Consider the following 20,634-nt stretch of genomic DNA (forward strand, 5'->3'; position numbering starts at 1 on the left):
ATGAGTCCGACCGAACGGCGCACGCTCGCCGTGATCCCCGCCGTGGTCCTTGCTGGTGCGCTTGTGGCGCTGGCCGGCAGCCAAGGCGGTGCCCGTGTCGGCTCCTTCCCCGTCTTCGCGGTCGCGGTGGCGGCGGCGTACGTCATCCAGTGGTTGGTTTTCGTCCCGTCGTATCTGAAGCAGACCGAGCGCTTCTTCGACCTGACCGGCAGCCTGACCTACATCAGCGTGACGATCTTGGCAGTCGTGCTCACCCCCGGGGTCGACGCGCGGGGCTACGTCGCTGCGGCGCTGGTGGTCATCTGGGCCGCGCGCCTTGGCACCTTCCTCTTCCGTCGGATCAGTGCCTCGGGGGCCGATGACCGCTTCGATGAGATCAAGCCGTCGTTCTTCCGGTTCTTGAACGTGTGGACGATGCAGGGGCTGTGGGTGAGCCTGACGGCTGCGGCGGCGTGGATTGTGATCACGACCGAGCATCGCAAGGACTTCGACTGGCTCGCGGTGCTCGGGCTGCTGGTGTGGATCTTCGGGTTCGGCTTCGAGGTGATCGCCGATGCGCAAAAGAGCCGGTTTAAGGCTGACTCGGCGAACAAAGGGCGCTTCATCTCGACCGGCCTGTGGGCGACGTCGCGTCACCCGAACTATTTCGGTGAGATCACCCTGTGGATCGGCGTGGCGCTCATCGCCGTGCCAATCCTTCAGGGCTGGCAATGGGTCGCTCTGCTCTCTCCGGCCTTTGTCGCGCTGCTCCTGACCAAGATCAGTGGCATCCCGCCGCTGGAGAAGAAGGCCGACGCGAAGTGGGGTGGGCAGGAGGACTACGAGGCCTATAAAGCCCGTACCCCGGTGCTTATCCCTCGCCCGCAGAGCAGCCGTTAGCCCCTGACAGTTTCACGCTGCGGCGACGACAAGGTCGTAGTAGTACTGCTCTCCCGGCGACATCGGGGGATCCTGCTTGGTGCCGATGCCAAGGATCGGCGGTGCGGTGGCCCACGCGAAGCGGCCGCCCGGAGTCTTGATGGAGACCGCGTGGGTCCACCGCCCACGGTTGATCCATCCGTTTGGCGGTCCCGCACCGGCAGCCTCGACGGTGACTCGCCAGCCCGGCAGCTCTTTCACTTGGTTGTGCCGGTGGCAGAGCCCCATCCCGTTGTCTGCACTGGTCGCGCCTCCGTCGGCGTGCCGGGCGACGTGATCGATATCGCGGCTCGGCGCATCGCACCACGGGAAGCGGCAGGTCGGATCGCGAAGAGCGAGGAAGGTCCGCAATGCCCCGTCGAACCGACGTCGGCTCGAGTCCATCGAGACCAGGTCTCGCCCGTCGGGGCTGGTGAAGAGGCGGCGGAGCCAGACTCCTGCGGCGCGGCTACCGCCATTCTCAGCCCGGCCGGTGTCGGCAAGTAGTCGGGCCAGATGAGCACGGACATCACCGGCGGGCGCAGTACCCCAGCCAGGGATCTCGACGCGCGAGTCCGCACCATCGCCAGTAGCCAGAGATGGAAGCAGCGCCCCGGGCGTCATCACGAGGTTGATCTCGACCGGCTGGACCTCGCCCTCGCCGCGCCCGGAGAGCCGCTCTAGGGCGGTATCGGCCATCCATTCGCCGACCCCGCGCCTGTCCTGGGTACGGAGTTGATCGATCCTGGGGTCGCCTGTCATGGCCCACCTCGACCTCTCGGCGACCGTCAGCGCGGCGTACGCTCCGACAATCTCGGTCAACGGCCCGAGCACGCTGAGGTACGCCATCCCGTCCGCCGCCGGCCGCACCGACACCCGGCGCGAGGCCGCCGCCCGGCGTCGCCGCTCGACGATCGACTCCTGGTCACGCTCGACGGCGATCAGTTGCGCGGCACGAACGATCGCGCGATCCCCCAGCCGGGGCAGATCGGGCCCGATCCTGCGGTCCACCTCGCGCCGATCGTCCGCGCTGAGGCACGCCGTCTCGCGCACCATCAGCGTCGCCCGCCACTCAGAGATCTCGCCGCGCGACAGCGCGTGCAAGGTGTGCGGCATCTCGGCGTCAAGGGCTACGGCCAGTCCGACGTGTCGGTCGGCGAGAGTAGGCGAGCAGCGTCGCGCGAGAGCGATTTCGGCCCGAGTCCCCGCACGGCAACGTTTCTCATCCGCTGCACTGATCTCGCCCCGCGCCCGAGCCTGCGCACTATCGGCGTCGCGCCGGCCCACCAACTGAGCCGTCACGCGTACCTGCACGGCCGCTGCGGCGCCCTTGACCGATTCCATGAGGGTGATCAAATCCAGGCTCTCGGCGTCCGTCAGCGACTCTGACCCCGCCGACCCCAGCCAATCAAGGATGCATCGAGCGATGCCTGCAGAGGTCTCACCCTGCACCCCACTTACGAGATCAACCGCCACGACGCACCCCCTCGTGCCCTTCGAATCCCCTCTCAACTATTAGAACATATGTTCGATCAATGGTCAAGAGGTGCCCCGAAAGTCCCCCTGGGTTATCAGAGCCGGAGGTCAATGCTCAACGGACTCAACCACTTGCTGCCAGACCCGACCGGGTCCGCAAGGGTCAGCCGCATCCGCCCGTCGGAGATCTCTGCACTAATCACCGCCCCACTGTCGGGGGTAGTGACCGATCTCTGGCTCTGATCGCCCTTCTCGCCGGGGGAGGACCGTCAGACGTTGAAGCGGAACTCGACCACGTCGCCATCAACCATGACGTAGTCCTTGCCTTCCATCCGGACCTTGCCGGCCGCCTTGGCGTCGACCATCGAACCGGCAGCGACGAGATCATCGAAGGAGACGACCTCGGCCTTAATGAAGCCGCGCTCGAAGTCGGTGTGGATGACTCCGGCAGCCTTCGGCGCGGTCCAGCCCTGCCGAATCGTCCAGGCGCGGGCTTCCTTCGGGCCGGCAGTGAGATAGGTCTGCAGGCCGAGGGTGCGAAAACCCTTGTGCGCCAACTGATCGAGACCCGGTTCGGTGATTCCAACGGACTCGAGGAGTTCGCGCGCGTCGTCGTCGTCCAGTTCGGCGACCTCGGACTCGAGCTTGGCGTTCAAGAAGATCGCCTCGGCGGGCTCGACGAGCGCCTGCATCTGCGCCTGGAAGTCGTCGTCGGTCAACTGGTCCTCGTCGACATTGAAGACGTAGAGGAAAGGCTTGGTCGTGAGCAGCCCGAGCTGGCGGGCGATCTCCATGTCGACACCCGCGGACTCCCCCTTCGCGAAGAGGGTGTCGCCCCCTTCGAGCACCTCGCGCGCTGCGACTGCGGTCGCGAGCACCGCGGGGTCGGTCTTCTTGCCCTTGACCTCCTTCTCGAGGCGCGGGACCGCGGTCTCGAGGGTCTGCAGGTCGGCGAGGATGAGCTCGGTGTTGATCGTCTCCATATCGGAGGCCGGGTCGACCTTGCCGTCGACGTGGGTGACGTCGTCATCGACGAAGGAGCGCACCACCTGGCAGATGGCATCCGCCTCGCGGATATTGGCGAGGAACTTGTTGCCGAGCCCCTCCCCTTCGCTCGCGCCGCGCACGATCCCGGCGATGTCGACGAAGGACACCGTCGCGGGGAGGATCCGCTGGCTCCCGAAGATCTCGGCGAGCCGGTTCAGCCGCTCATCGGGCAGCGGCACGACGCCGACATTGGGCTCGATGGTCGCGAAGGGGTAGTTCGCAGCGAGGACGTTGTTCTTGGTCAGAGCGTTGAACATCGTCGACTTGCCGACGTTGGGGAGCCCGACGATTCCGATGGTAAGTGCCACGGGGACAGGAGTTTACCCGCGACGGGGGATGCGCCCGCACGACGAAGGGGATGAGACCCTCCCCGAATCTGTGGACTATCCCGCGGTCGATGACCCAGCAAGGGTTGGGCCATGAGGATGAGTTTCCATCGGGCGCGGGCGTTGATCGGCCCGATGGTCGGGGCTCTCATCCTCGCGGGGTGTCTGTCGTCGGGCGCAGGGGACCAGACGACGGACGCCCCCACTTCGGCCCGGCCCGACACTCCCGTGGTCCTCGTTGTCGACGCGTCGGGCTCAATGAAGGAAACCGACGTCAAGGGGACCCGGATGGCTGCAGCGAAAAACGCCGCGGGAGTCCTCATCGACGCGCTGCCCGAGGGCAACCCCTTCGCGATGCTCACCTACGGGACCAACTCGACGGGCAAGTCCGGGCCAGGCAAAGGGTGCCAGGACGTGACCGTCCTCACCCCCTTGGGTGCGATCGATCCGCCCGATGCGAAAAAGAAGGTGGCAGGGCTTTCCCCCGCCGGATGGACCCCCATCGGCCCATCGCTCAGACAAGCCGCAGACCTCCTGCCCACGGGCGACGCTCCCGCCGTGATCGCGCTCATCAGTGACGGCGAGGATAAGTGCACGCCACCGCCGTGCGAAGTCGCTCAGGAAATCGTCAAGCAGCGTCCCGGGGTGAAGATCTCCACGATCGGCTTCCGCGCCAGCGACGAGGGCCTCGAGTGCATCGCGCGCTCGAGCGGCGGCGTGTACGTCACAGCCGACAACGCCGAGCAACTCTCCGCCCGGCTCCTCGCGGTCACCAACCCGGAGCACGCCGCTACCCAGCTCTCACCACAGGGCGTCCACGGCGTTTCCCTCGGCATGAGCGTGGCCGATGCCGCGAAGGCGGCACCCGGGTTCCCGACCAGCGGCCAAAGCCGCGACGAAGAGGGCAAGACGATCCTCGTCATCGAGTGGAAGGACTGCCGCTGGACCTTCACCGACGACCAGTTGACCAGCATCGAACCGACCGGAGGGGCCACCGCCACCATTGATGAGGTGAAGGTTGGCGACCCGATCACCACTGCGAACCAGGTGTACGGCGAGGCGATCGTTCGCACCTCCGGGGACGGCCTGACCAACGGGCAGAACGAGTACATCTACCCTGCGACGGCGAGCGCGACAGGAGACGACGCCCGCAACGGCTGGCGGGTCGTGACCGACAGCGCCGACCAGATCATCGCGATCACCCTCTGCCGCTGCTACGTCGAGCCCGGATGGGAGGCCGGCGCTGCCACGATCCAACTAGATGTCGCCGGGAAGGTCCGATCGACCGACGGCTCGCAGATGCCGACCGACGGTCAGCAAGCGGTCGAGTGGCTCACCGCCCGGCTCGGCCCACCCACGAAGGTCGAACCCCGCGGCGTGGTCTGCGAGCCGAGTGGCCAGTACGGCCAGCGAGTCGAGTGGAGATCGTTCGCGCTGTTGCTGAAACCCCCGGGGGACGTCCGATCCTTCGACCTGCCGCCGGACGCCGAATCGCTGCCGCTGACCGCAGCCGGCTGGACGTACGGGCTGTGGGAGCAGCCGCCAGACACGCCACCCCTTCGCACTACGGGTGGGGCGACGGTTGGAGACACCTTCGACCAGATTCGAGCGGCGCACCCGGATCTTGGGCCCGTCGAGTCGCTCTACGGGAATGACGACCAGTTTGTTGCATCAGTGGGATCCTTCGACGATCTCGGCGCCATGTCATTCATGGGGAGCGACCGCGTCCAGATGATCGTGAGTGGGTACGGCTGCGGGGAATAGACCACCGCACCCGAGTACTCCTCCCCATCGCGAAGGGGGCGAGCCCCTGCCACCGTTGGGAGGCATGAGTGCGCCACCGAAGGAGCGAGTCATGCCCCTGCCCACCTCCGCCTCTGCCCTCGACGCGGCGACGCCTGCGAGTCGCGACCGGCTCATCGACCTCGTCCGGGGGGCCAGCATCGTCGTGGTCGTGCTCGGCCACTGGACGATGGCTGCGTTTGTGCGGGATCTGGGCGGCGGAGTGCGCCTGCGCAATGTCCTCGAGGTCGAGGCGTGGGCACATCCACTCACCTGGGTATTGCAGGTCATGCCGCTGTTCTTCCTCGCGGCCGGCTTCACAAATCACCTCGCCCTCACTCGCCCCAGGGCGACCGTTGCCGCCTTCATCGCCGGCCGCGTCGAACGAGTCCTGCGTCCCACCATCGTCTTCGGAGCCATCTGGTTGGTGGGAGCGAATATCGCCATCGCTCTCGGCGCGCCTGCTGACCTGCTCACGACGGGTGCCCGCGCCGCCGCCATGGTGCTCTGGTTCCTCGCGGTCTACGTGATGATCACCCTGCTTGCACCGCTCCAACTCCGGTTGCATCAACGCCACCCGTGGTTGCTCCTCGCGACCCTCCCGGTCGTGACCCTCCTACTGGATCGGCTGCAAGGGACGAGTTGGGCTCTGCTCGGCTACCTCTCGTACGCGACCGTCTTCATCTTCTGTGCCGAACTCGGGTATCTCTACGCCGAAGGGCGACTCGCCGAACTCTCGCGTCGCGCCTGGGGCGCGGTGTCCGCGGGCGCCATCGCAACCCTCGTGCTGTTGATGGTGGTCGGGCCCTACCCCGTGTCGATGATCGGTCTGCCCGGCCAAACCACCTCCAACATGATGCCCCCGAGCGTCTGCGTCATCGTCGTCGCGATCCTGCAAACGGCACTGGTGATGATCGCTCGCCCCTGGCTGCTGCGGTGGCTGGATCGGCCGCGGGTCTGGGCGAGTGTCGTGGCGATCAATGTCAGCGTGATGACCCTCTTCTTGTGGCACCTGACCGCGCTCATCCTGGTCGCGGCCGTCGCGCTCGGACCGCTGAAGGTCGCCCTGCCACTCGTCGGGTCCGGCGCCTGGTGGATCCATAAGATCGGCTGGATCGCGGCCTCGGCCGCTCTCACCTTCGTCCTCGTCGCGATCTTCGCCCGGGCCGAGCGCCTCCCAGCGCGAGCGGCCGCTCGGCCAGGCATCCTCTCGGGCCTCGGCGGCCTCATCGCCGCGATCGGGCTCACGATGCTTGCCTGCTCGGGTTTCGTCGACCCATGGACACCGGGCGGCATTGCCCTCGGCGGCGTGCAGTTCCGACCGGGCGTCGGGGCTCTGCTCGTCCTGCTCGGATGGGCGCTCACGAGGTGGCCGACGCCCCCTTCGTCAGATCTCGCGCGGCACTGAGTTGTCGAGTTCGACCGGACGGCCCGGGTCGGCCTCGATGGCTTCGGCGATCATGCTCGCGGTGTACGGCGCCACATGGCCGCCGACCTCGCCCGGATCCACCCAGTGCACTGCAGCGATCTCTCGCGGCTGGAGTGTGGCGTCATCCAAGCGATCGGTGGGGACCTCGCCGAGGTCGAAGAGGAGGAGCAGGGCGTCGTCCCATCCGCGGTACGGCGGTAACCAGTTCACCGCGATCAATCCGCCCACCGCGAAGTCGAGACCGAGCTCCTCGCGGACCTCCCGCGCCAGGCAGGCCGCGGGCGACTCCCCGGGGTCGACCACCCCGCCCGGCAGGTCCCAATCCTTCTTATAACGCAACTCGCAGAGCAGCACCCGACCCTCGGTGTCGCGCAGCAGCCCCTGGGCAATGAGCCGCTTCTTGGGTAGCCGACTGTTGAGGATCTTGATGAAGGCGAGCCGTCCGGACTCGGTCCCGAGATCGGGGCGTTCACCCGAGGACTTGGCCATGTCGTCACCCTAACCCCGCGAGCCGAGACCGCGTTGTCGGTGGGTCCTGCGACGCTCAGGTCATGGAGATCCTCTTCGCCATCGTCGTCGGACTGGCCCTCGGAGCGCTCGGAGCCTGGTTGGCTCTTCGCGGTCAAGGCGCCGCCCGTTTCGCGGCTGCTACCGCCGAGCGCGATGTGCTGCGTGAGCGCGTCGCTGACCTCGAAGCCAGCCTGATCCATGACGCCCGCACGGCCACCGAACTGGCACCCATGCGCGAGACCCTGCGCCGGGTCGAGGGGCAGGTCTCGACCTTGGAACGTGATCGGATGCAGCAGTTCGCGACCATCCGCGAGGCCCTGGCGGATGTCGCCGACGCGAGCACGACCGTCGGTCGCGAGACGGCGGCGCTCACCGCGTCGCTGCGGGTGTCCTCGGTGCGTGGGAGTTGGGGAGAGGTCCAGTTGCGACGCGTCCTCGAGCTCTCGGGGATGCTCCCCCGCTGCGATTTCGACACCCAGGCGAAGGGGGAGAACGCCGCCGGGTCGTCGGTCCGCCCCGACGTCGTCGTCCACCTCCCGGGTGACAAGCACCTCGTGATCGATGCCAAGACCCCGATGAGCCGCTGGCTCGAGGCTCAGTCCGAGGATGCAGCCGAGGATCCGCGGACCCGCGACCGCCTCCTCGGCGAGCATGCCGCGGACCTCGCGCGCCATGTCCGCGCGCTCGGCACGAAGGAGTACTGGACCGCGATCGGCTCCACCCCGGAGATGGTGGTGTGCTTCGTGCCGACCGATGCCACTTTGGCTGCGGCCCTGGCCCACGACCCCGAGCTCCATGAGCGCGCGATGAGCGAGCGGGTGGTCCTGGCGTCTCCCGGCACCCTCCTCGCCCTCCTGCGAACGGTCGCTTTCGCCTGGCAGCAGGACGCCCTCGCGCACGACGCTCGCGAGTTACTCCAGGTCGGACGGGACCTGCACCACCGGCTGGCGACGATGGGCAAGCACACGGCCCGCATGGGCCGAGCAATCCAGTCCAGCGTCGAGGCCTACAACCAGATGGTCGGTGCCCTCGAGACTCGCGTCTTGGTGAGCGCGCGGCGCATGAGAGACCTCGGGGTCCCCGGCGAGGAGATCGTCGAGCTCGGTGGCTTAGAGCAGGTGCCGCGCCCGCTGACGGCCGCCGAGTTGCTCGACGAGGCCACCGAGCGGCGCCCGGAGCTCGACTTCGGCCCCGCTGAGCAGAGCCCATCGAGCGTGCGACGAGCCTCGGGGGCCTAGCGCGAGCTGACCAGGACCTGCGTCGGCGACTCTCCTTGCGCGGGGAAGGCCCGTCCGAGAGCTCGCGCGATCCGCTTGGCCCGTTGCGCGTAGCCAGCGCTGGTGAAGTGGATCCCGTCGGCCTGGTACCACGACCGCTTCACCTCGCTACGCCAGTCGTAGACCCTCATGTTCGGATACTTCGCAGCGGCCGTGACGAGCGCGTCGTCCCAGGCCTGCATGTTGGCGTCAGAGTAGGGCCCACTGGAGAGCAGTGACTTCACGTTCACCCACATCACCGGGGCGTCGCCGACGTGCTTCATCAACCGCTCGATGCGCTCGCCGTAGGGCACGACTCCACCGACGAACTGATTGGCGGTGTCGTTGGTCCCCATCGCGAAGACCCAGCACGTCCCGGGACCGGCTTCGGCGGCGTGGGACTGCACGGCTTGCTCAGCGTTCGGCTGGTCCTTCCAGGTCTCGACGATCGAGCGCGCCCCCGAAATATCGGTGGTGACCTCCTTCGCCCCGAAGTCCCGGTATTGCGCATCGATGCGCTGCTCGGGCTTCGGCAGGTAGTCCGGAGAGATCAACCCCTCAGAGGTCGAGTCACCGACGTGGATGACCCGCTCGCAGCGCGTCATCGGGCGCACGCTCGGAGCCGGGGTCTTCGGTGCCGTCGCGACGGCACGCGGGGGCGGCGCCGGGTTCGCGTCGCTGAGGGGGCTCGCGGCATCCACGGTCGGGCTCGCCGCGAAAGCGAGCGCCGGCACCGTGAGGCCCGCCACCGCCGTCGTCGTGAGCGCCCCGGCACGAGCAACGAGACCGGCGCGGGCGGGCTTAGTGACCCGGCCTCGCCACGCGGCCCGCAACCCGTGCTTGCGGATCGGGTCCTCGACGAGCACCCACGAGAGGGCCGAGATGGTGAGGATCATCGCGACGAGGACCACGCCTCGCCACACCGGGGCGAGGCTGCCGAGCCGCGGTCCGACAAAGATCAACACCGGCAAATGCCACAGATATATGCCGTAACTGCGCTCGCCAATCCAGCGAAGGGGGGCGACGCCGAGGACCCGCCCAAGGAGGCTTCCGGGCTGGCCGACCGCCACGACAACAGCGATCGTCGCCACGGTAAGGGCCAATAGCCCACCGCGATAAAGGCTCATGGAGTACTGGTCCGTCGTCGCGACCAGGGCAGCGATCGCGCCGAGTCCGAGCACACCAGCGACATCCCAGCCCCGTGCGCTGAGGCGTGCACCCGCGTTCGGGCGACTCCCGAGCGGCCAGACCATGGCGGCGGCAGCCCCGAGGAGCAGCCCACCGGCTCGGGTATCCGTGCCTTCGTAGGCGCGGGTGTTGTCCATGCCCGGCTGGGCGAGGACCGCCAGGAGCACAAACGAGGCGAGCGCGAGGAAGACGGTGATCCGCACGACCCAGACCTTGCGGCCGCGAGCGAGGACCGGAAGGAGGAGCAAGAGCAGGGGCCAGACGAGGTAGAACTGCTCCTCGATCGACAGCGACCACAGGTGCCCGAGCGGGTCGGGCGCCTGGAAGCGGGCGAAGTACGAGTCTCCGGCGGCGATCGTGTGCCAGTTGGCGACGTAGAACAAGGCGGCCCCGGCCGATCCGAGCATGCGCCCGAGGTCGTCTCGGTTCACGAGCGCGGTTGCGACGAGGACCACGCCCAGCACCACGATGACGGCGGGCAGCAGGCGGCGCGCGCGGCGAATCCAGAACTGGCCCAACCGGATCCGTCCATGACGAGAATGCTCCGCGATGAGCAGACTCGTAATGAGGTACCCGCTCAGGGTGAAGAACACGCCGACCCCGAGCAGCCCTCCCCCGACCCCCGGCACCCCAAGGTGGTACGCGACGACGGCGATCACGGCCAAGGCGCGGACGCCGTCGAGGCCGGGGTAGTACTGGCCGTGGGACTTCTGGGGGCGAGGCACGAAGGGGCCTTTCTGGATTGGGCCGGATCGGGGGCGTCGCCGCGATGAGCGACATCTCCCTAGACGCCGCTCCTGCCCACGTGGTTGTCCCCCGGTTACACCCTAAAGGGTGTGACGTGTCTCATCGAGCGATCACCAGCAGCCGGTCACGGTGGTCGCGAGCCGGTCGACCTGCTCGCGCGTCGCCGCTCCGCCGGTCCGACCGTCGATGATGAAGACGAAGGAGCGCGTCTTGCCATCGGTCCCCGTGGCGCGCCCAGCGAGGGCGGTCGTCGAGCTCAACGACCCGGTCTTGGCGCGCACCCGCACGGCAGCACAGTCGGTGGGGTCGGTGCGATAGCGATCCTCCAGGGTCCCGGTCCGGCCCGCGATCGGCATGCCTTTGGAGTCGTAGATCACCGACGTCAGGGCCGGGTCGCGATCGATCGCCCCGAGGAGCTGCCTCATCGCCTGCGCCGTAACCCGGTCGCTTCGAGAGAGCCCGGATCCGTCGTAGAGGTCGAGGCGGCTGACGTCGACTCCCCCGCGCGCGAGGAGTCTGCGGGAGTGCCCCGTCACGCCCGCCCAGGTGCGCGGCGCTCCCGCCTTCACGCCGGACGTCCACAGCAGCGCCTCGGCGTAATCGTTTTGTGAAACCCGGAGCATGTCCTGAACGATCACCATCAATTGCGGTGAGGAGGTCGTGGCGAGCGTCGAGGCACCGCTCGGGGTGCGCCCCCGCTTGGTGTCGACGACGGTGAGTCCATGAGCGCGCAACCGGGACGCGAAGTAGGTGGCGGCGTCGGCGCTGGTGTTGCGGACGTTGCGAGAGTCGCGCACGAGAGCCCGCACCGGCGCCACCCACGTGGGGACGTCATCGATCTGCCAACCGGTCGCATTGGTGGGAAGGGGGAGCAGGTAGTCGTCGTAGCGAACCTGGACCCGGGTCGCTCCCTCGGCCTTTTGGGCCGTCGCTGTCGCCGAGGCAAGAGCGCGGATGCGGGCGCTGCTGAGCGTCGGATCCCCGGATCCTTGGAGGTAGACCCGTGCCGGGCTGCTCGAATCACGCCGCACCTTCGTCAGATAACGGTGCCGAGGGCCGAAGGTCTTCAGCGCCGTGTGTGCGGTGACGACCTTCATCAGCGAGGCGGGTCGAACCGGAGTGATGCTGCGAGCGGACCATAGAGCCTTGCCATCAGCCCGCGTGGCCGCGCCCACGAGATACGGGGCCGCAACGTCGCTGCGGGACGTAAGCCGGGCCGCGAGACGAGCCTCATCGAGAGCGGGGACGCTCTGGCGAAGCGCCGGGATCTCCTGCGGCGGAGCATCGGCCGGTACCCCCGTGACCAACTCGCGATGGCGCTCCAGATCCGGCGGCGCCGGCGCCGGATCACCTCGCCTTGCGGCAGCGCCGGGCGCCATCAACAGCGTGGCGAGCAGTGTTGCGCTGATCCCTGCGCAGATTGCCGAGCGTCGAGTCATGGTCCCCTCCGCGATACGACGACGTGGTGGCGCGCCGGAGGTTACTCCTCCGCCCGGGGCTACCGGTTGGTACGCACAGGCCAGAGTGTTCGGGCGATCGGCACGCCAGCGCGGTAGGAGAGGTGCCGATGGGACGGAGCATCGAGCACGGCGAGGTGAGCGCGTCCCCCTTCGACGATCCGACCGATGTCGGTGCGACGCAACGCGTTCGCGCCCCCCACGGTTGCGGCGACGACGGCTTCGGCCGGGGTCATACCCATCTCGCGCACCGCGAGCGCGATGACGAAGGGCATCGACGACGAATAGCAGGTCCCCGGGTTGCAGTCGGTCGCGAGCGCCACCGATACCCCGGCGTCGAGCAGTGCTCGCGCGTCCGGATAGGGCGAGTGTGTCGAGAACTCCACCCCCGGCAGGAGGGTCGCGACGGTGGTCTGAGCGGAGTCGACGAGCGCCGCGATATCGGCGTCGGTGAGGTACGTGCAGTGGTCCACGCTCGCCGCACCAAGCTCGCAGGCCAACTGCACCCCCGGCCCCTCCCCCAGCTGATTACCGTGAACCCGCAGCCCAAGACCGGCCTTGGCTCCGGCCTCAAGGACCGCGCGAGACTCCTCCCCCGTGAAGGCGAAGGGGGACGCCGGTTCGCAGAAGACGTCGATCCACTTCGCGAAGGGGGCGCAGGCGGCGAGCATCTCGCCGGTCACGAGGTCGACATACCCGTCCCGGTCACCCCTCCACTCCGGGGGCACGACATGGGCGCCGAGGTAGGTCGTCTCCTCCGTGACCTCGGAGGCAAGCCGCAGGGCCCGCGCCTCATTGTCGACGTCGAGGCCGTACCCCGATTTGATCTCGACCGTGGTCGTGCCCTGGGCGCGCATCTCGGCGACCCTGCTCGCCAGCAGATCGCGCAGTTCGTCATCGGAGGCGGCACGCGTCGCCTCCATCGACACCGCGATCCCGCCGCCGTCATACGGCTCGCCCGTCATCCGCGCGACGAACTCGGCCGAACGGTCACCGGCGAAGACCAAGTGCGCGTGGCTGTCGACGAAGCCCGGCAGGACCGCTCGGCCGGAGACCCCGATGAGATCGTCCGCGGCGGGCGCGGAGTCGGCGGGCCCGACCCAGGCGATGACGTCGTCTTCGACGATGATCGCGTGGCGATCTTTGGCTCCCAGCCCGGCGTCCCCGGTGCCGTCGCAGGTGACGAGTTCGCCGATATCCGTGATCAAGGTGCTGGCCATTTAGTCCTCCCAGAGGGGTTCGATCGCGTCCGCGAGCAAGGTTGCGACATCCCCCAGCCGGTGGGCGCCGCCAGTCACGATGACCTCGCCGTCGCGCACGACGGTGCGGACATCGGCCGCCGAGGCGCTGAGCACGATCTGCGAGGGATCGGAGCCTGCCGTGCGCGTGGAGCGGCGGTCGATCTCCACGAGGTCGGCGCGCTCCCCGACCGCGAGCGTCCCGACGTCATCCCACTGGATGGTCGGGTGTTGGGTGGCGGCCGAGAGCAAAGCGTCCGGCCCGAAGCGTCCTCGCTCACCGGTCAGCAAGCGTTCATGCATTTCCAGCGCCCGGGCCTCTTCGAGCAGATCGACCACGGCGTGCTGATCACTCCCGAGGCTGAGGCGCACTCCCGCCTCGGCGAGCGCCCGGGCGGGCCCGATCCCGTCGGCGAGGTCACGCTCGGTCGTCGGGCAGAAGCACGCGGTGGCCCCGGCGCTTCCAAGCAGTGACACGTCGCGCTCGGTGAGGTGAGTGGCGTGCACTGCGCTGAACCGCGAGCTGACCAGGCCCGCGTCACCCAGCAACTCGACGGGCGTGCGTCCATAAAATCCCAGCGCGGCGGCATTTTCGGCCGGTTGCTCACTGACGTGCGCGTGCACCACGCCACCTCGCTGATCGGCGATCTCGCGCGCGATGGCGAGGTCGTCGAAGGGGACCGCCCGCACCGAGTGCATCGCCATCCCGATCCGGGTGGTTGCGTCGTCGCGCAGGGCGTCGAGGCGCTCGCCCCAGGCGTGCGCGCTGCCATCAGCGAAGCGGAGTTGCTCGGGGGCGAGGTCACTGTGCCCGGCTTCGGTGAGCCCCCCGCGCAGGTAGAGCGTGTCAAGCAGGGTCAGCCGGACCCCCGCGTCCCGAGCCGCGGCCCGGAGTGCCTCGCCCATCGCATTGGGATCGGCGTACGGAGCACCGCCGGGCGCGTGGTGGACGTAGTGGAACTCCCCGACCGAGGTGACACCCGCGAGTGCCATCTCGGCGAAGACCGCCCGCGCGAGCCGGTAATACGAGTCCGGATCGAGGCGGGCCGCCACCCGATACATGCCCTCGCGCCAGGTCCAAAAGGTCCCTCCGTCGCTGTGCGTCCGCCCGCGAAGAGCGCGGTGGAAGGCGTGGCTGTGGCAGTTCGCGAGCCCGGGGATCACCACGCCCTCGAGCAGGCTCGCCCCGCCTTGGGCTGCTTCCTCCCGGCCGACCCCGGGGGTGAGCGCCGCGAAGACCCCGTCCTCCTCGCAGATCAGGACGTCGCGCCCCAGCCCGGTCGGCAGGTGGGCGAAGGGGGCCCACCAACTCCTACGCACGACTCATCAGTCCCCCGCGAGATCGGTGAGGACGGTCGCGAGAGCCTCGACACCGCGCAGGCAGTCGGCGCTTTCGGCGTACTCGGCAGGGCTGTGCGAGATGCCGGTGGGGTTGCGCACGAAGAGCATCGCCGACGGGATGCCCGCTGTCGCAAGCACCCCGGCGTCGTGACCCGCGCCGGTCGAGAGCAGCGGCGTGGCCTCGCCGAGGGCGGTGTGCACGCGCGAGCTGAGATCGGCAGTGAAGGGGGTGTCGGCGGTCCAGGACTGCTCAGCAAAAACGCCCCCGAGCGTCTCGACCCGCTCTGCGACGTCGGCCACCGTGGCGCGGACCGCTCCCTCGTCGGCGCCACGCGCGTCGAGCCAGCACGTGACATGGCTTGGGATCGCGTTGATGCCATTCGGGGTGACCTCGACCCGACCGATGGTGGCGACGCACCCATGACGCAGCGCCGCCGCGCGCGCCGCGAGAGTGATCTCGGCGGCGGCGAGCATCGCATCGTGGCGGTCTCTCAAGGCCGTCGTCCCGGCGTGGTTTGCCTCTCCCGGGAGGTCGATCCGCCAGCGCCCGTGCGGCCAGATCGAGGTCCCGACGGCGACAGCGGGATCGTCCATCTCCCACTCCCGCGCGGGATCGGCGAGCGCGCGGCCCTGCTCGACGTGGAGCTCAACAAACGCTCCAACGCGTGCGAGCGCCTCCGGATCTGGGCCCATCGTGCTCGGGTCCCGCCCGGAGCGCTTCCACGCCTGCGCCATCGTGATGCCGTCAGCATCGGCGAGGCTCAGTGCGCGCTCGGGAGTCATCGCCCCGGTGAGCACACGCGATCCTGCGCAGGCGACGCCGAAGCGGGCTCCCTCTTCGTCGACGAAGTTCACGACCGCGATCGGCCGGGTGGGGCTCACCCCCTTCTCCCGCAAGGCGTCGACCGCAGCGAGTGCCGAGACCACCCCGAGCGGGCCGTCATAGGCCCCACCATCGGGCACCGAATCGAGGTGACTACCGGTCACGACCCCAGGGGCGCTCTCGGCATCACCCCACCAGGCCCATTGATTGCCGACCCGGTCCTCGGTGAGGTCGAGGCCCCGAGCGAGGCACTGGCCGGTGAACCATTCCCGCAGGCTGGCGTCCTCCGAGGTCCACGCGTAGCGGCGGTAGCCCCCGCTCGTTGTGTCCCGGCCGACCGGGATCAGCTCGGCCCACATCCCCGCGAAGGACTCTTGCCAGGTACTCACGCCTACTCCTCCATCGGGATCCGGACGCCGCGCTCGTGCGCGACCTCGATCGCCCGCTCGTATCCGGCATCAGCATGGCGGATGACGCCCATGCCAGGGTCGTTCGTGAGCAACCGCGCCAACTTCTGCGCCGCGAGGTCGGTGCCGTCGGCGACCCCCACCTGTCCGGCGTGGATCGAGCGACCGATGCCGACGCCCCCGCCGTGGTGGATCGAGACCCAGGTCGCTCCCGAGCTGGTGGCGGTGAGGGCATTGAGCAGTGGCCAGTCGGCGATCGCGTCGGACCCATCCTTCATCGACTCGGTCTCGCGATAGGGAGAGGCGACGGAGCCGGAATCGAGGTGGTCGCGACCGATGACGATCGGCGCCTTGACCTTGCCGGTGCGCACCAGCTCGTTGAACATCACGCCCGCCTTGTCGCGCTCGCCGTAGCCGAGCCAGCAGATCCGGGCGGGCAGGCCCTCGAACTCGACATACTCGCTCGCCGCATCGATCCACCGGTGGAGGTGCTCGTTGTCCGGGAAGAGTTCCTTGATCGCGGCGTCGGTGACCGCGATGTCCTCCGGGTCACCCGACAGGGCCACCCAGCGGAAGGGGCCGAGGCCTTCACAGAAGAGCGGCCGGATGTACGCCGGGACGAAGCCGGGGAACTCAAAGGCCCGGGCGTACCCGGCCTGCCGTGCCTCGTCGCGGATCGAGTTGCCGTAGTCGAAGACCTCGGCCCCCTCGTCTTGGAACTCCACCATGGCCTGGACCTGTGCAGCCATCGACTCGCGCGCCTTCTTGGTGAAGCCCTCCGGGTCGGCGGCGGCCTCGCGCTCCCACTCGTCCATGGCGATCTCGGCGGGGAGATAGCTCAGGGGGTCGTGGGCGCTCGTCTGGTCGGTCACGATGTCCACGCTGACCTCCCCGGCGCGGTGGCGGCGCAAGACCTCGGGGAAGACCTCGGCGGCGTTGCCCACGAGACCCACCGACAAGGCGCGGCGCTCCCCCTTCGCCGCGATCAGCAACTGCAGGGCCTCGTCGAGATCGGTCACCACCTCGTCGAGATAGCGCTTGGACTGACGCCGCCGCAGCCGGGTCTCATCGACATCGACGACGAGCACGGCGCCGCCGTTCAAGGTGACCGCGAGCGGTTGAGCGCCTCCCATGCCGCCGCAGCCGCCGGTGATCGTGAGCGTCCCGGCGAGGCTGGGCTCGGGGATCCGGCCCTGACCGTGCATCTTGGTGGCGACCGCGGCAAAGGTCTCGAAGGTGCCCTGGAGGATCCCTTGGGTCGCGATGTAGATCCACGATCCGGCCGTCATCTGGCCGTACATCATCAGACCCTCGGCCTCGAGCTTGCGGAACTCCGGCCAGGTCGCCCAATCCCCGACGAGATTGGAGTTCGCGATCAGGACCCGCGGCGCCCACTCATTGGTGCGAAACACCCCAACCGGCTTGCCCGACTGGACGAGGAGGGTCTCGTCAGGCTCGAGATCGGTCAGCGTGCGCACGATCGCATCGAAGGCTTCCCACGACCGCGCCGCGCGGCCGGTGCCCCCATAGACGACGAGGTCATCGGGGCGCTCGGCGACCTCCGGATCGAGGTTGTTCATCAGCATCCGAAGGGGGGCTTCGGTCTGCCAACTCTTGGCGGTGATCTCGGTACCGCGCGGGGCGCGGACGGGGCGGTCGCCATCCATGGCGGGTCCTTTCAGTGGGCGAGGAAGGGGGTCAGTGCAAGGGCCCGGTCACGGCTTCGGCCGCCGCCACCGGCCCGCCGTCGCGGGTCGTGAGCGCGCAGGCCGCGAGGTCGGGAGCGAGGAAGCGGTCGGGTCCGGGCGCCGTCGAGCTGTGCTCATCGAGCGCGGCGATCACGGCGGCGGTGGCCGGCGAGGGCGCAAGCGGCGCCCGCAATTGGATGCCGCGAGCTGCGGTCACGAGTTCGATGGTGAGGACCTGCGCGAGCCCATCGACCGCGCGGCGGAGCTTGCGGGCGGCAGCCCACCCCATGGAGACGTGGTCTTCTTGCATAGCGCTACTCGGGATCGAGTCCACGCTGGCGGGGTTCGCGAGCCGCTTGAGTTCGCTCACGATCCCGGCGGCGGTGTACTGAGCGATCATCATCCCCGAATCCACGCCGGGGTCGTCGGCGAGGAAGGGGGGCAGCCCGTGATTGCGGGCGACGTCGAGGAAGCGGTCGGTGCGCCGCTCGCTCATGCTCGCGACATCGGCAACGACGATCGCGAGGAAGTCCAGGGCGTAGGCGACCGGGGCTCCGTGGAAGTTGCCATTGGACTCGACCCGGCCGTCATCGGTGATCACGGGGTTGTCGACGGCGGCAGCGAGTTCATAACCCGCGACCCGCTCGGTGTGCGCGAGGGTGTCGCGGGCCCCGCCGTGGACGGCCGGAGCGCAGCGCAGCGAGTACGCATCTTGGACGCGGGTGCAGGCCTCGGTGCGGTGAGATTCGCGGATCGGGCTGCCCGCGAGGACGCGGCGGATGTTCTGCGCCGCGAGCGCCTGACCGGGCTGCGGCCGGAGCTGCTGCAGGTCGTCGGCGAAGACGTCATCGGTGCCCAGCAGGCCTTCGACACTCATCGCGCAGGCGATATCGGCGGTCGTGAGCAGCCGCCGCAGGTCGGTGATCGCGAGGGCCAGCATCCCGAGCATGCCGTCGGTGCCGTTAATGAGCGCGAGGCCCTCCTTCTCCTCGAGCTGGACGGGCGTGAGGCCATGTCGCGCGAGCACGTCAGCGGCCGGCTCGACCGCGCCGCCGCGCTCGCGAACCTCGCCCTCGCCCATCAACGCGAGCGCGCAATGCGAGAGCGGGGCGAGATCCCCGGAGCACCCGAGCGACCCGTACTCGTGGACGACCGGGGTGATCCGGGCGTTCAGCAGATCCACGTAGAGCTGCAGCGTCTCGGGCCGGATGCCGGTGTGGCCGGTCGCCAGGGTCTGGATCCGCAGCAGCATCAGGGCCCGCACAACCTCCTCTTCGACCTCGGGACCCATCCCGGCGGCATGGCTGCGCACGAGGGAGCGCTGCAATTGCGCGCGCTTCTCCGGGGGGATGTGGGTGTTCGCGAGGGCGCCGAAGCCGGTCGAGATGCCGTAATGAGCGACCCGATCATGGGCGAGGTCTTCGACGACCGCACGGGCTTCACGCACCCGACCCCAGGCGTCGTCGGTGATCACGACCTGAGCGGGTTCCCCCTCTGGGCCTGATGGGCGGGCGACGGCGGCGACCTCGTCGATGCGAAGGGGGCGGTCGCCCACCTGGACCACGGCGGGCGCGGATGATGCGAAGGACTGCGACATAGGTCTCACTGTGGCCGCAGCGGTGCCCCCTTCGCGATGCCTCGGCCCGTAGTCTTGTCTGGCATTAAAGACGAAGGGGGTCCACGCGATGGCCAATGCCGCCTCAGCCGGGCACGCCTTGCGGGTCCTCACCTATCTCGCGTCCCGGGTGGAACCGGTCGCCGCGACCCACCTCGCCCGGCAGCTCGACATTCCTCGAAGCAGCCTGTACCACCTGCTCACGGTCCTGGCAGAGCACGGGTACGTGACCCACTACCCGCACGAGCGCGTGTGGGGTCTCGGTCCGGCCGCGCAGGAACTCTCCTCGGGTTACCAGCGCCAGACCCCCCTTCAGCGCCTGGCCAGGCCCCTGCTGCAACGACTCGTCGACTCCACCACGCACAACGCTCACCTCGCGGTCCTGCACGGGCGCGACGTGCTCTACGTCATCGAGGAGCGCGCGAAGGGGCGCCCGCTCCTCGTGACCGATGTGGGAGTCCGTCTCCCCGCACCCATCACCGCGAGCGGCCTCGCGATGCTTGCGGCCCTCCCCACCCGTCAGGTCACCGCCCTCTACCCCGGCCCGAGCGCCATGGTCGGCGGTGATCAGGGTGGTCCGGCGACCCCGTCGGCATTGCGGCGCTTACTGGTTGATGTGCGCCAACGCGGGCACGCCATCGAAGAGGGAACCGTCACCCCAGGACTGTCCTCGGTCGCCCATGCCGTCCTCGACCGCACCGATCATCCCGTGGCGGCGGTCGCGATCACTTACCCGACGGACGAAGTCGATCAGGAGGCTCGCGACCTGCTGGTCGCCCGCAGCGGCGCGACCGCCCGCACCCTCACCCAGCGCATCCGTTGAACCGCTCACGCAGGATGCGGCGGGCCGTTGCTGGGGTCATCGTGTCGGGATAGAGCGAGAGATGGAGTGAGAGGCCGTCGACCACGGCGTGGACATCTCGCACCTGGTCGGGGCTCGGCTCCTTGACCCCGGCGCGGATCAAGGCATCGCGACAGACCCGAGCGATGCCCTCGTGACTCTCCCGGGAGATCGTCGCCAGTGCGGGGTCGGATGCCCCCGCGACCACGAGTGCGAGCCAGACGTCGAACTCATCGCGTCGCCGCTCGTCGAGGGGCATCAGCTCTTCGAGCACCGCGAGGCCGTCGCCGTCCCCCAGTTCAGACCTCACCGCCTGCACCCGAAGGGCGACCTGCTGATACATCGAGGCGGCCGCGAAGTGGATGAGGCCGTCCTGCCGGTCGAAGTAGTGACGCAGAGCGCCCGGTGACAGATTGGCCTCGGCAGCAACCGCGCGCACCGATGCCCCGGCCAGGCCCTCCCGGCGGACCACACGCCCGAAGGCGCGGACGATGTCCTCTCGGCGCTGCTCCTGATCGACGACCTTCGGCACCCCCCTTTTCTAACACACCCGTGCTAAATTAGCG

Annotated in this window: 16 protein-coding genes; 5 read left to right on the plus strand and 11 right to left on the minus strand. The window is 68.8% G+C overall.

Annotated features, from left to right (window positions below):
* Positions 1 to 879 carry a DUF1295 domain-containing protein gene (locus AB8K43_RS09605; RefSeq protein ID WP_370893767.1) on the plus strand — a complete coding sequence of 293 codons (879 nt, stop codon included), beginning with the start codon at positions 1 to 3 and terminating at the stop codon, positions 877 to 879.
* Positions 880 to 891: 12 nt separating this feature from the next.
* Here AB8K43_RS09605 and AB8K43_RS09610 read toward each other — a convergent pair whose 3' ends face one another.
* Both AB8K43_RS09610 and ychF read right to left on the minus strand, forming a co-directional pair.
* On the minus strand, positions 892 to 2,373 hold the full coding sequence (locus AB8K43_RS09610; protein ID WP_370893769.1) for an HNH endonuclease: 1,482 nt from the start codon (positions 2,371 to 2,373) through the stop codon (positions 892 to 894).
* 269 nt (positions 2,374 to 2,642) lie between these two features.
* Positions 2,643 to 3,728: a redox-regulated ATPase YchF gene (gene ychF, locus AB8K43_RS09615; protein WP_370893771.1), complete on the minus strand. Its 1,086-nt coding sequence runs from the start codon at positions 3,726 to 3,728 to the stop codon at positions 2,643 to 2,645.
* A 111-nt stretch (positions 3,729 to 3,839) separates the two neighbouring features.
* Between ychF and AB8K43_RS09620 the strand changes: the two genes are divergently transcribed.
* Entirely contained in the window at positions 3,840 to 5,510 is a 1,671-nt protein-coding gene (locus AB8K43_RS09620; RefSeq protein ID WP_370893772.1) for a VWA domain-containing protein, read from the plus strand.
* A gap of 91 nt (positions 5,511 to 5,601) precedes the next feature.
* Positions 5,602 to 6,936 (plus strand): acyltransferase, encoded by a 1,335-nt coding sequence (locus tag AB8K43_RS09625; protein WP_370893774.1) that lies wholly within the window; start codon positions 5,602 to 5,604, stop codon positions 6,934 to 6,936.
* Here the strand turns inward: AB8K43_RS09625 and AB8K43_RS09630 are convergent.
* Positions 6,916 to 7,446 carry an NUDIX domain-containing protein gene (locus tag AB8K43_RS09630; protein ID WP_370893776.1) on the minus strand — a complete coding sequence of 177 codons (531 nt, stop codon included), beginning with the start codon at positions 7,444 to 7,446 and terminating at the stop codon, positions 6,916 to 6,918. The genes AB8K43_RS09625 and AB8K43_RS09630 overlap by 21 nt on opposite strands.
* A gap of 62 nt (positions 7,447 to 7,508) precedes the next feature.
* Between AB8K43_RS09630 and AB8K43_RS09635 the strand changes: the two genes are divergently transcribed.
* Positions 7,509 to 8,705, plus strand: a complete 1,197-nt coding sequence (locus tag AB8K43_RS09635; RefSeq protein WP_370893778.1) for a DNA recombination protein RmuC — start codon at positions 7,509 to 7,511, stop codon at positions 8,703 to 8,705.
* Here AB8K43_RS09635 and AB8K43_RS09640 read toward each other — a convergent pair.
* From AB8K43_RS09640 to hutH, 7 genes are all read right to left on the minus strand, one after another.
* Positions 8,702 to 10,636 (minus strand): acyltransferase family protein, encoded by a 1,935-nt coding sequence (locus AB8K43_RS09640; protein WP_370893780.1) that lies wholly within the window; start codon positions 10,634 to 10,636, stop codon positions 8,702 to 8,704. The two genes, AB8K43_RS09635 and AB8K43_RS09640, sit on opposite strands and share 4 nt — an antisense overlap.
* 132 nt (positions 10,637 to 10,768) lie before the next feature.
* Positions 10,769 to 12,097, minus strand: coding sequence for a D-alanyl-D-alanine carboxypeptidase/D-alanyl-D-alanine-endopeptidase (dacB, locus tag AB8K43_RS09645; protein WP_370893782.1), 1,329 nt, complete (start codon positions 12,095 to 12,097; stop codon positions 10,769 to 10,771).
* A gap of 59 nt (positions 12,098 to 12,156) precedes the next feature.
* Positions 12,157 to 13,335, minus strand: a complete 1,179-nt coding sequence (gene hutI / locus AB8K43_RS09650; protein ID WP_370893784.1) for an imidazolonepropionase — start codon at positions 13,333 to 13,335, stop codon at positions 12,157 to 12,159.
* Positions 13,336 to 14,673, minus strand: coding sequence for a formimidoylglutamate deiminase (locus tag AB8K43_RS09655; protein ID WP_370893786.1), 1,338 nt, complete (start codon positions 14,671 to 14,673; stop codon positions 13,336 to 13,338).
* A gap of 6 nt (positions 14,674 to 14,679) precedes the next feature.
* Positions 14,680 to 15,906 (minus strand): allantoate amidohydrolase, encoded by a 1,227-nt coding sequence (locus tag AB8K43_RS09660; protein ID WP_370893788.1) that lies wholly within the window; start codon positions 15,904 to 15,906, stop codon positions 14,680 to 14,682.
* A gap of 2 nt (positions 15,907 to 15,908) precedes the next feature.
* Complete coding sequence (gene hutU / locus AB8K43_RS09665) at positions 15,909 to 17,591, minus strand: urocanate hydratase (protein ID WP_370893790.1); 1,683 nt, start codon at positions 17,589 to 17,591, stop codon at positions 15,909 to 15,911.
* Positions 17,592 to 17,622: 31 nt separating this feature from the next.
* Positions 17,623 to 19,209 carry a histidine ammonia-lyase gene (gene hutH, locus AB8K43_RS09670; RefSeq protein WP_370893792.1) on the minus strand — a complete coding sequence of 529 codons (1,587 nt, stop codon included), beginning with the start codon at positions 19,207 to 19,209 and terminating at the stop codon, positions 17,623 to 17,625.
* Positions 19,210 to 19,297: 88 nt separating this feature from the next.
* Here hutH and AB8K43_RS09675 point away from each other — a divergent pair, with 88 nt between their 5' ends.
* A complete protein-coding gene (locus tag AB8K43_RS09675) occupies positions 19,298 to 20,050 on the plus strand; it encodes an IclR family transcriptional regulator (RefSeq protein ID WP_370893794.1) in 753 nt (250 codons plus the stop codon).
* On the opposite strand, the gene AB8K43_RS09680 is transcribed toward AB8K43_RS09675, so the two are convergent.
* Positions 20,031 to 20,600: a TetR/AcrR family transcriptional regulator gene (locus tag AB8K43_RS09680; protein ID WP_370893795.1), complete on the minus strand. Its 570-nt coding sequence runs from the start codon at positions 20,598 to 20,600 to the stop codon at positions 20,031 to 20,033. The two genes, AB8K43_RS09675 and AB8K43_RS09680, sit on opposite strands and share 20 nt — an antisense overlap.
* Positions 20,601 to 20,634: the final 34 nt, after the last annotated feature.

The sequence above is a fragment of the Janibacter sp. GXQ6167 genome (assembly GCF_041365945.1).
Taxonomy (GTDB): domain Bacteria; phylum Actinomycetota; class Actinomycetes; order Actinomycetales; family Dermatophilaceae; genus JBGFSK01.